The sequence below is a fragment of the Sulfurihydrogenibium yellowstonense SS-5 genome (assembly GCF_000173615.1).
Classification (GTDB): domain Bacteria; phylum Aquificota; class Aquificia; order Aquificales; family Hydrogenothermaceae; genus Sulfurihydrogenibium; species Sulfurihydrogenibium yellowstonense.
Genome location: NZ_ABZS01000037.1, coordinates 1 through 10859 on the forward strand (window position 1 = coordinate 1; position 10859 = coordinate 10859).

A 10859-nucleotide genomic window follows, 5' to 3' on the forward strand; every position below is an offset into this window, starting at 1 on the left:
TAAGATTTGGAGATATAGAGCCAACAGATAAAGAGATAGATGTTATCGTATCACAAGGATATTATGTTGTAATAGATTCAGCTTCTTCGGATTTAAAATTTGGACAGATCATAAATCCGGAAAATGTAGATTCTTTACCTGAAGGCGTTATTGCTCTTACAGGAGTTGAAGCATTAGAAAAATTATATAAAGCTTACAGAGAAAAAGTAAAAGAAATACCAATTTTTGAAGTTATCAAAGAATCTGTTAGAAACGTAATCTTAAAAGAAGGAACAGATGCAAGATTAAAGAAAATCATTAGAAGATTAAGACTTGTAGAAGGTTTTATAGAATCTGGAAATAAACCGGAGTGGATGATACTTGAAGTTTTACCGGTTATTCCACCGGACTTAAGGCCTTTGATAGCTTTAGACGGTGGAAGATTTGCAAGTTCAGACCTTAACGACCTCTACAGAAGAGTTATCAACAGAAATAACCGTTTAAAAAGACTTATTGATTTAGATGCTCCAGAAATCATTATTAGAAACGAAAAAAGAATGCTCCAAGAGGCTGTGGACGCTCTTATCGATAATGGTAGACGCGGAAGAATGGTCACTCAAAACAACAGACCATTAAAATCCCTTTCAGACTCGTTAAGGGGTAAAGAAGGAAGATTTAGACAAAACCTTCTTGGTAAAAGGGTAGACTACTCAGGACGTTCTGTAATCGTTGTAGGTCCTGAATTACAGATGCATGAATGCGGTCTTCCTAAGCAGATGGCTTTAGAGCTATTCAAACCATTTATATACAGAAGGCTTGAAGAAAAGGGTTATGCTACATCTATAAAATCAGCTAAAAAATTAGTTGAAGAAAAGGCACCGGAAGTTTACGAATGTCTTGAAGAAGTTGTAAAACAGCATCCTGTTCTTTTAAACAGGGCGCCTACATTACACAGAATGTCTGTTCAAGCATTCGAGCCAAAATTAGTAGAAGGAAAAGCTATAAAACTTCATCCATTAGTATGTCCTCCATTTAACGCAGACTTTGACGGTGACCAGATGGCTGTTCACGTACCACTATCTGTTGAAGCTCAGCTTGAATCTTACATATTGATGTTATCTACTCAAAACATTCTTTCGCCAGCCCATGGTAAACCGGTTACTATGCCATCACAGGATATTATTCTTGGTGTTCACTATATGACTCAAGAATTACCAAATGCTAAAGGTGAAGGAAAGGTATTTGGCTCTCCGGAAGAAGCTGTAACTGCTTACGAATTAGGCAAAATAGACTTACTGGCTAAAATAAAGGTTAGAATAAATGGCAAAATTGTTGAAACTACAGCCGGCAGAATAATCTTCAATCAAATACTTCCCAAAGGCTATAAATTTGTAAATGAAGTATTAGACAAGAAGAAAATTTCCAAATTGATTTCAGATATTTATGAAAAATTCGGAAACGAGATTGCTGCTCAGACATTGGATAATATTAAAGAAATAGGGTTTAGATTTGCTACTAAAGCAGCTGTATCTATCTCTGTTGCTGACTTAGTTGTTCCTAAGAAAAAAGCTAAGATTCTTGAGAAAGCTATAAAAGAAGCTGAAACAGTTTGGAAGCAGTACGTAGATGGGATCATCACAAAAGGTGAAAGACACAACAAGATCATTGATATATGGTCTCAAGCTACAAACGAAGTAGCAAAAGAAATGTTTAACGAGATAGAAAAATCTGAAAGACTAGAAAACGGTAAAAAATATCCTGGTTATTTTAATCCAGTTTATATGATGGCATCCTCCGGTGCGAGAGGTAGTAGAGACCAGATAAGACAGCTTGCTGGCATGCGTGGTCTTATGGCAAAACACTCAGGTGAATTTATCGAAACTCCAATCATGTCAAACTTTAGAGAAGGATTATCTGTTGTCGAGTACTTTATTTCAACGTATGGTGCAAGAAAAGGTCTTGCTGACACTGCTTTAAAAACTGCAGTTGCAGGATACCTTACAAGAAGATTGGCAGACGTTGCGCAGGATGTAATCATTACAGGAGAAGACTGTGGAACATTAAAAGGTATAACGGTTAGCTCTATTATTGAAAGTGGTGAAATTGTTGTACCATTTAAAGATAGAATAGTTGGAAGATACACAGCGGAAGATGTTTATGACCCATATACAGGAGAACTGCTAATATCTGCAAACGAAGAAATCACAGAAGAAGTTGTTGATAAATTTGAAAAAGCAGGAATTGAAAAAGTAAAAATCAGGTCTGTATTGACTTGTGAAATGCCTCACGGTGTCTGTGCAAAATGCTACGGCAGAGACTTAGCACAAAGAAAGCTTGTTGATGTAGGTGAAGCGGTTGGAATAATTGCTGCTCAGTCTATTGGCGAACCGGGTACTCAGCTTACAATGAGAACGTTCCATATTGGTGGTGCTGCTACAGCTAAGGAAGTCCAAACTCAGCATAAAGCAAGCCATGACGGAATAGTAAAACTTCAAAATGTAAAATTTGTCGTAGATAAAAAAGGTAGAAAATTAATCATCAATAGAGAAGGTTCGATTAAAATCCTTGATAAAGAAGGAAAAACAATAGAAAGATTCCCGGCACCATATGGAGCAGTCTTATACGTTGAAGATGGTCAAGAAGTAAAAGAGGGAGCAGTTTTAGCTGAATGGGAGCCGTTTAGCGACCCAATCATTGCAGAAAAAGGCGGAGAAGTAGAATTAAGAGATGTTATCTTAGATGTTACATTAAAAGAAGAAAGAGATAACATCACAGGTAAAACAATTTATACAATCACATTCTTAAGACCAAAAGACGCACAACTCCATACTCCAAGATTGGTAATTAAAGGTGAGGATGGTAATGAGTATGTTTATGACCTTCCAGTAAACACAATCTTGCTAATTCCTAAAGAAAATCTTGAAGAAGTCTGGGATAAATGCTTTGCATGCTCTGAAGCAGAAAAAACAGATATTCATCACAAATATTTACAAGTTAAAAAAGGCTTTAAAGTATCAGAAGGTGATGTAGTTGCTAAAATACCAAAAGAAAAAGCAAAAGTTAGAGACATCGTTGGTGGATTGCCAAGAGTTGAAGAGTTGTTAGAAGCAAGAGAGCCTAAAAATAAAGCTATCATAACAGAAATAGATGGTATTGTAAAAATCTACGAAGATGCAAAGGAAATTACATTAATAAATCCTAAGGAAGGAAAAACAGAGACATACAAAGTTCCGGATACAACTTTTGTCATTGTAAAAAATGGTTCCTTTGTAAAAGCTGGACAAAGCTTGGTTGATGATGGAAGTATCGTCGCAGAATTTGATGGAATGGTAAGACTAAAAAGTGAAGGTTCGAGAATAGTTGTGTTTAATAAAGAAACTGGACAGCAGAAAGATTATAAAGTTCCAAAAGGAAAATTCATTATTGTTAAAGACAACTCTGTTGTAAAAGCCGGAGACCCTCTAACAGATGGTACTCCAAACCCACATGACATATTAAAAGTAATGGGTATAGAAGAGCTTGCAGCATTCTTAGTAAAAGAAGCGCAGATTGTTTACAGATTACAAGGTGTTGAAATTAACGATAAACACTTTGAGGTAATCATAAGACAAATACTTAGAAAAGTTAAAATTGTAGACCCAGGAGATAGTAGATTTTTACTTAACGAAATAGTAGACAAACTTGACCTTGAAGAAGAGATTAATAAGGTAATTTCTGAAGGTGGAAGACCACCAAAAGCTGAGCCTGTTCTTGTTGGTATTACAAAAGCTGCATTAACTACAAGAAGCTGGATTTCTGCAGCCTCATTCCAAGAAACAACAAGAGTTCTTGCAGACGCAGCTGTTGAAGGAAAAGTGGACCCATTAAAAGGATTGAAGGAAAACGTTATCATTGGTGGAATTATTCCAGCCGGCACAGGTATTAAAGAGTATTCGGAAGTTGATGCAGTATTAAAAGATGAAGAAAGAAAAGAGGTGTAAAATAATACAATTACTGGACCCCTTAAATCAGGGGTCTGCATAATTTTTATGGGTTAAAGAATTAAGCAATAAGTAAACTGGTTCAAAAATTTTAACTTTTTAAAAGATTACAAAGGAATATAATATGAGAGATTTAGAAGTTATAAATTATTTTTTGACGTTCTGCAACCGGCGAAGAATCTCCTTCATATCTAACTCTTTAAAAGAGGAGATCCTTTAGACTAAAGTCCTCAGGATGACAAAATAATATAAGTTTACAAAAATTTTGCAGCATTCACTTTAACTGCTTGATTTTTATACAAATTTTAATTATAATATTTGTTTTAGTTTATAATAGAAAAAATCTGTTTTTAATTTAGGAGGTTTACAGTGCCAACTATTAACCAATTGGTTAGAAAAGGTAGAGAGAAAGTAGAGAAAAAATCAAAAGCTCCAGCATTGCAAGGAAACCCTCAAAAAAGAGGTGTTTGTGTTCGTGTATATACAACAACACCTAAAAAGCCAAACTCAGCTTTGAGAAAAGTCGCAAGGGTAAGATTGTCAAATGGCTATGAAGTAACTTGCTATATCCCAGGAATCGGTCACAACTTACAAGAACACTCTATTGTCCTTGTTAGAGGCGGAAGGGTTAAGGACTTACCGGGTGTAAGGTACAAAATTATTCGTGGTGCTCTTGATGCTGCTGGTGTTAAAGATAGAAAACAATCAAGGTCGAAGTACGGTGCTAAGAGACCAAAACCAGGTCAAGCTGCTGCAGCAACTGGAAAGAAAAAGTAATTAATATTTAAGGAGAGGTAAAAAATGCCAAGAAAAGGACCAGTTAAACCAAGAGAAATAATGCCAGACCCAATTTATAGAGATGTTTTGGTACACAAGTTAATCAATAAAGTTATGGTAGATGGCAAAAAGTCAAAAGCAGAAAAGATAGTTTACGGTGCTATGCAGATTTTAGCTGAAAAAACCGGCGAACAACCGTTAGAAGCTTTACACAAGGCTATAGAAAATTTAAAACCAATGTTAGAAGTTAGACCAAGAAGAGTAGGTGGTGCTACTTATCAAGTTCCTATGGAAGTTCCTCCAAGAAGGCAAGTATCTTTGGCATTAAGATGGTTGGTTGAGGCTGCAAGAAACAGAAGCGGTAGAGGAAATTATACAATGTTGGAAAAATTATCAAATGAATTATTAGATGCATACCACAATAGAGGAAACGCAATTAAGAAAAAAGAAGATACTCACAGAATGGCTGAAGCAAATAAAGCTTTTGCACACTATAAATGGTAATCAAAATTAGAATTAAATCAAATCAGAATTTTGGAGGAAAATAAAAAATGCCAAGGCAAATACCAATTGAAAAATTAAGAAATATAGGAATAGTAGCCCACATAGACGCCGGAAAAACAACAACAACAGAGAGAATTTTATTTTACACTGGAAAAACTTACAAAGTTGGTGAAGTCCATGAAGGTGCTGCTACCATGGACTGGATGGAACAAGAAAAAGAAAGAGGTATCACAATTACAGCAGCAACAACGGCAGCTTACTGGAAGGGATATCAATTAAACATAATTGACACTCCAGGGCACGTTGACTTTGGTGTTGAAGTAGTCAGGTCTATGAAAGCCCTTGACGGTATTATTTTTGTTTTTGCTTCGGTTGAAGGCGTTCAGCCACAATCAGAGGCAAACTGGCGATGGGCTGACAGGTTTGGAGTTCCAAGAATAGCATTTGTTAACAAAATGGATAGAGTAGGTGCAAACTTTTTCGGCGTTTACGAAGACATGAAGAAGAAGCTCGGAACAAACCCTGTCCCTATCCAAGTACCGATTGGTGCTGAAGATAACTTTAAAGGTGTTGTTGACCTTTTTAAAATGAAGGCTATCGTTTGGGAAGGCGATGAGCTTGGTGCTAAATTCGAAGAGAAAGAAATACCGGCAGAAATTGTAGATTTAGCGCAAGAATGGCGTGAAAAAATGATTGAAGCTATTGTAGAAACAGATGAATCCTTGATGGAAAAGTACTTCGCCGGGGAGGAAATACCGGTTGAAGACCTAAAAAAAGCATTAAGAAAAGCAACAATAGAAAGAAAGCTTGTTCCGATGCTTTGCGGAACGGCATTTAAAAATAAAGGTATTCAACCATTGTTAGATGCAGTGATAGACTTCTTACCTTCTCCTGTAGATGTTCCTCCTGTAAAAGGAACTAATCCAAATACCGGCAAAGAAGAAGAAAGACATGCATCAGATGATGAACCTTTATGTGCGCTAGCATTTAAAGTTATGGCAGACCCTTATGCAGGACAGCTGACTTACTTTAGAGTTTACTCCGGTTCATTAAAAGCCGGTCAGACTGTTTATGTTTCAAACAAAGGCAAGAAAGAGAGAATTGGTAGAATCTTAAGAATGCATGCTAACCAAAGAGAAGAGATTTCAGAAGTTTATGCTGGAGATATTGCAGCTGCTGTTGGTATAGATGCAACTACCGGTGACACACTTTGTGATGAAAAAGCACCTATTATTCTTGAAAAGATGGAATTCCCAGAGCCGGTTATTGCGATGGCTATAGAACCAAAAACAAAATCAGACCAGGAAAAGTTGTCTCAAGTTTTAAATAAATTTATGAAAGAAGACCCAACGTTTAAAGTTTCTGTAGACCCGGAAACAAATCAAACATTGATCCACGGAATGGGTGAGCTACACCTTGAAATCATAATAGATAGAATGAAAAGAGAGTATAAACTCGAAGTTAACGTAGGTAAACCACAAGTTGCATACAAAGAAACTATCAAGAAAAAAGCAACTGCAGAAGGTAAATTTATAAGACAGTCTGGTGGTAGAGGACAATACGGTCATGTTTGGATAGAAATAGAACCAAACCCAGAAAAAGAATATGAGTTTGTTGATAAAATCGTTGGTGGTGTAATACCAAAAGAATTCATCCCGGCAGTAGATGAAGGTATTAGAGAAGCAATGAACCAAGGTGTCGTAGCAGGCTATCCTGTTATAAACGTAAAAGCTACACTCTTTGATGGTTCTTTCCACGAAGTTGACTCGTCTGAAATAGCGTTCAAAATAGCTGGTTCTATGGCGTTTAGAGATGCTATGAAAAAAGCAGACCCAGTGTTGTTAGAGCCAATCATGCACGTTGAAGTAGATACACCCGAAGAATACATGGGTGATGTAATGGGAGACCTTAACAGAAGAAGAGGAAGAATCCTTGGAATGGAGAAGAAGGGAAACACTGTGACTATTAAAGCAGAAGTTCCATTGGCAGAAATGTTTGGATATGCTACAGACCTTAGATCTCTTACCCAAGGTAGAGCAACGTTTGTAATGACATTTGAAAGATATGAAGAAGTTCCAAGACATATTGCTGAACAAGTTGCAGGACAAAGAAATAAAGCTAACGCTTAAAAATATTTAGGAGGTAAAAATAAATGGCAAAAGAAAAATTTGTAAGAGGAAAAGAACACTTAAACGTAGGAACAATAGGGCACGTTGACCACGGAAAAACAACATTAACAGCAGCAATCACATACGTACAAAGCAAAAAAGGATTAGCAAAATTTGTTGGATATGGAGACATAGATAAAGCTCCAGAAGAAAGAGAAAGAGGAATTACAATCAATATCACACACGTAGAATATGAGACAGAAAAAAGACACTATGCACACGTAGACTGTCCAGGACACGCAGACTACATAAAGAACATGATCACCGGTGCAGCACAAATGGATGGAGCGATCCTTGTAGTATCAGCGGCAGATGGACCAATGCCACAAACAAGAGAACACGTACTCCTTGCAAGACAAGTTAACGTACCATACATCGTAGTATTCTTAAACAAATGTGACATGGTAGACGACCCAGAACTGATAGACTTAGTAGAAATGGAAGTAAGAGAACTGCTAAGCAAATATGACTTTCCAGGAGATGAAGTGCCGGTAATAAGAGGGTCAGCACTTGGAGCATTAAACGATGACCCAAAATGGTTTGCATCAGTAGAAGAGCTATTAAAAGCAATGGATGAATATATACCAACACCTCCAAGAGAAACAGACAAACCATTCTTAATGGCAGTAGAAGACGTATTCACAATAACAGGAAGAGGAACAGTAGTAACAGGAAGAGTAGAGAGAGGAACATTAAAAGTAGGCGATGAAGTAGAGATAGTAGGACTATCAGAAGAGAAGAAGAAGACAGTAGTAACAGGAATCGAGATGTTCAGAAAACAATTAGATGAAGCAATAGCAGGTGACAACGTAGGAGTACTACTAAGAGGAATCACAAAAGATGAAGTAGAAAGAGGACAAGTATTAGCAAAACCGGGAACAATCACACCTCACAAGAAATTTAAAGCACAAGTATACGTATTAAGCAAAGAAGAAGGTGGAAGACATACACCATTCTTCTTAGGATACAGACCACAGTTTTACATCAGAACAGCAGATATAACAGGAACAGTAATAGGGTTACCGGAAGGACAAGAGATGGTAATGCCTGGAGATAACGTAGAGTTAACGGTAGAGTTAATGGTGCCAGTAGCTATGGAAGAGCAAATGAGATTTGCGATAAGAGAAGGTGGAAGAACAGTAGGTGCTGGCGTTGTTACTAAAATACTTGAATAATTGTGAGGAATAGAAGATGCAGGAGAAAATTAGAATAAAGTTAAAAGCTTTTGACCATAAAGTTTTAGACCAATCTGTAAAACAAATTGTTGATACTGTTAAAAGAGGCGGTGGACTAGTAAAGGGTCCTATCCCTTTACCTACAAGAAGAAGAGTTTGGTGTGTACACAGATCGCCACACAAGTTTGAACAATCAAGAGAACATTTTGAAATGAGAATTCATAAAAGACTTATAGAAATTGAAAATGCAACACCTCAAACTATAGAGGCTTTAATGGACATAAGCCTTCCGGCCGGTGTTGAAGTTGAAATTAAACTAAGTTAAAAGGAGAGATGGCAATGCCAAAAGGCATAATTGGAAAAAAAATAGGAATGACGAGAGTTTTTGTTAACGGAAAGGCAATTCCTGTAACAGTTATACAAGCTGGACCTTGTAATGTTGTTTACACAAGGACTCAGGAAAAGGATGGGTATAATGCAGTTGCTTTAGCCTTTGGAGAAAGAAAAGAGAAAAATACTCCAAAGCCATTACTTGCAATTTTTAAAAAAGCTAATATAAAACCTGCAAAAGTTATTAAGGAATTTCCTTTAAAAGATGGAGAAACTGTAGAACTTGGACAAGAGATTAGAATTGAGAATGTTTTTGAAAAAGGTGATTTAGTAGATATTACAGGTAAATCAAAAGGTAGAGGTTTTACCTCTGTAATGAAAAGATGGGATTTTGCAGGATTTCCTAAATCTCATGGTCATAGATATCATAGAGCTGTAGGTTCTATCGGTTGTAGAACAGAACCGGGTAGAGTTTGGAAGACAAAGAGAATGGCAGGACATTACGGTAATGAAACAGTAACAGTCCTTGGTCTTGAAGTTGTTGATATTATTCCGGAAAAAAATGTAATATTGGTAAAAGGGTCTGTACCCGGTGCTCCAAATTCAATTGTATTCTTAAAACAAAGTGTAATAGCTAATAGAAGAAAAGGAAAATTAAAATTAGCAAAATCAAAAGCAATGTATGCTTAAACTCTACGAAAGAGGTGAATTAGATGGAATTTAATGTAGTTAATAATAAAAATGAAGTTGTCGGAAAAGTAAATTTAAAAGAAGATATATTTAAAACAGAAGTAAATCAAGGTACAGTTTGGGAAGTAATTAAATGGCACCTTGCATCTAAAAGAGCCGGAACGGCAAGCACAAAGACAAGGGCTGAAGTTGCAGGCTCCAACAGAAAAATTTATCCACAAAAAGGAACCGGTAGAGCAAGACATGGTGATAGAAAAGCAAACATCTTTGTGGGTGGTGGGGTTGCTCACGGACCACACCCAAGGGATTATTATTTTGCCCTACCTAAGAAAGTAAGAAGAAAAGTATTAAAAGGTGTTCTTACTTACAAGTTAAATAACAACGAATTGATAGTCGTTGAAGACTTTAACTTTGAAGCACCTAAAACTAAAAACGCTATAGAAGTATTAAAAAGCTTTGGTTTAGAAAACTCAAAAGTTTTATTGGTTTTACCGGAAAAATTAGAAAATGTTATCAAATCCTTTAGAAATATCCCAAAAGTAAAAATATTACTTGCAGAAGGTATAAACTCTTACGATGTTTTAAACAATGATAAAGTAATTATATTTAAGTCTGCATTAGAAAAGATTCAAGAGAGGTTGGCACAATGAAAACCATCTATGACATTATAATTAGACCTGTTCTTACAGAAAAAGCTGTAAAAGACAATGAAAAAAATAATACTTTAACTTTTGAAGTCGATATGAACGCAAGCAAAACAGAAATTAAAGAAGCGGTACAAAAGATTTTCAACGTAAAAGTTAAAGAAGTAAGAACTTTGATAGTTAAGCCAAAACCAAAAAGATTTGGCTTCAGGTCCTCTGGATACAAGAAAGCATGGAAAAAAGCTATCGTAAAAGTAGAGTCTGAAAAACCAATCAATATAGCTGAATTAGTATGAGGTGATAAAAAATGGGTGTTAGAAAATTAAAACCAGTAACAAACGGAACAAGGCATGCAATTTTATATGATTTTGCTGAAATTACAAAGTCAGAACCGGAAAAATCATTAGTTGAGCCGCTTAAAAAGCATGCAGGAAGAAATAATCAAGGTAGAATCACTGTAAGACACAGAGGTGGCGGTCATAAGAGATTATACAGAATCATAGATTTTAAAAGAGACAAATGGGGAATTCCTGCAAAAGTTGCGGCGATTGAGTATGACCCAAACAGAAGTGCAAGAATCGCTCTTTTACACTACTTGGATGGGAAAAAAGA

Annotated in this window: 9 protein-coding genes and 1 pseudogene; all 10 read left to right on the top strand. The window is 36.2% G+C overall.

What is annotated here, in order from left to right:
- A partial coding sequence (gene rpoC / locus SULYE_RS02405; RefSeq protein WP_007546156.1) for a DNA-directed RNA polymerase subunit beta' occupies window positions 1–3959 on the top strand: 3959 nt, incomplete at its 5' end.
- A gap of 369 nt (window positions 3960–4328) precedes the next feature.
- Window positions 4329–4736 carry a 30S ribosomal protein S12 gene (gene rpsL, locus SULYE_RS02410; protein WP_007546157.1) on the top strand — a complete coding sequence of 136 codons (408 nt, stop codon included), beginning with the start codon at window positions 4329–4331 and terminating at the stop codon, window positions 4734–4736.
- Window positions 4737–4760: 24 nt separating this feature from the next.
- Window positions 4761–5240 carry a 30S ribosomal protein S7 gene (gene rpsG, locus SULYE_RS02415; protein ID WP_007546159.1) on the top strand — a complete coding sequence of 160 codons (480 nt, stop codon included), beginning with the start codon at window positions 4761–4763 and terminating at the stop codon, window positions 5238–5240.
- Window positions 5241–5287: 47 nt separating this feature from the next.
- The gene (gene fusA, locus SULYE_RS02420; protein ID WP_007546161.1) at window positions 5288–7369 is read left to right on the top strand and encodes an elongation factor G; all 2082 of its coding nucleotides are present in this window, start codon (window positions 5288–5290) and stop codon (window positions 7367–7369) included.
- Window positions 7370–7392: 23 nt separating this feature from the next.
- Complete coding sequence (tuf, locus tag SULYE_RS02425; RefSeq protein ID WP_007546163.1) at window positions 7393–8583, top strand: elongation factor Tu; 1191 nt, start codon at window positions 7393–7395, stop codon at window positions 8581–8583.
- A gap of 16 nt (window positions 8584–8599) precedes the next feature.
- Window positions 8600–8908, top strand: a complete 309-nt coding sequence (gene rpsJ / locus SULYE_RS02430) for a 30S ribosomal protein S10 (RefSeq protein ID WP_007546165.1) — start codon at window positions 8600–8602, stop codon at window positions 8906–8908.
- 14 nt (window positions 8909–8922) lie between these two features.
- Entirely contained in the window at window positions 8923–9603 is a 681-nt protein-coding gene (rplC, locus tag SULYE_RS02435; RefSeq protein WP_007546167.1) for a 50S ribosomal protein L3, read from the top strand.
- Between the two features lie 23 nt (window positions 9604–9626).
- On the top strand, window positions 9627–10253 hold the full coding sequence (rplD, locus tag SULYE_RS02440; protein ID WP_007546169.1) for a 50S ribosomal protein L4: 627 nt from the start codon (window positions 9627–9629) through the stop codon (window positions 10251–10253).
- Window positions 10250–10543, top strand: coding sequence for a 50S ribosomal protein L23 (rplW, locus tag SULYE_RS02445; protein ID WP_007546170.1), 294 nt, complete (start codon window positions 10250–10252; stop codon window positions 10541–10543). Before rplD ends, rplW begins: the two co-directional genes overlap by 4 nt.
- Before the next feature lie 11 nt (window positions 10544–10554).
- A pseudogene (rplB, locus tag SULYE_RS02450) lies at window positions 10555–10859 on the top strand (50S ribosomal protein L2); the annotation flags it as partial.

Coding starts and splice junctions, on each gene's coding strand:
- rpsG (WP_007546159.1), top strand. CDS start 4,761: ATGCCAAGAAAAGGACCAGTTAAACCAAGAGAAATAATGCCAGACCCA.
- fusA (WP_007546161.1), top strand. CDS start 5,288: ATGCCAAGGCAAATACCAATTGAAAAATTAAGAAATATAGGAATAGTA.
- tuf (WP_007546163.1), top strand. CDS start 7,393: ATGGCAAAAGAAAAATTTGTAAGAGGAAAAGAACACTTAAACGTAGGA.
- rpsJ (WP_007546165.1), top strand. CDS start 8,600: ATGCAGGAGAAAATTAGAATAAAGTTAAAAGCTTTTGACCATAAAGTT.
- rplC (WP_007546167.1), top strand. CDS start 8,923: ATGCCAAAAGGCATAATTGGAAAAAAAATAGGAATGACGAGAGTTTTT.
- rplD (WP_007546169.1), top strand. CDS start 9,627: ATGGAATTTAATGTAGTTAATAATAAAAATGAAGTTGTCGGAAAAGTA.
- rplW (WP_007546170.1), top strand. CDS start 10,250: ATGAAAACCATCTATGACATTATAATTAGACCTGTTCTTACAGAAAAA.